This window comes from Parendozoicomonas verongulae (assembly GCF_009711465.1).
In the GTDB taxonomy this organism is placed as follows: domain Bacteria; phylum Pseudomonadota; class Gammaproteobacteria; order Pseudomonadales; family Endozoicomonadaceae; genus Sansalvadorimonas; species Sansalvadorimonas verongulae.
Genome location: NZ_SMME01000110.1, coordinates 1 through 263 on the forward strand (window position 1 = coordinate 1; position 263 = coordinate 263).

At 54.4% G+C, this 263-nt stretch carries 1 protein-coding gene; it reads right to left on the reverse strand.

Translation table 11 applies throughout. The annotated features are described in order from the left end of the window. Nucleotides 1-215: hypothetical protein (locus tag E1189_RS22015; protein WP_230459789.1), on the reverse strand; the 215-nt coding region annotated here is incomplete at its 3' end. Nucleotides 216-263: the final 48 nt, after the last annotated feature.

Consider the following 263-nt stretch of genomic DNA (forward strand, 5'->3'; position numbering starts at 1 on the left):
CGGTCAATCTGCTTAACTCTCACCGCCGGGCCAGCAGTGATGCCCGGTGCAAGTGGAATCAGGCTATCACCTGCTCCTGTGGTACCACTTTCGATTCGGCTAACCTGCTTAATGCTCACCGCCGGAACAGCAATGACCTCCAGTGCAAAGGGAAGCGAAATACTATATGCGCATGCGGCGCTACCTTCGATACAGTCAATCTTCTTAACTCTCACCGCTGGGGCAGCTGCAATGCCCAATGCAAGGGAAAGCGGAACACTACC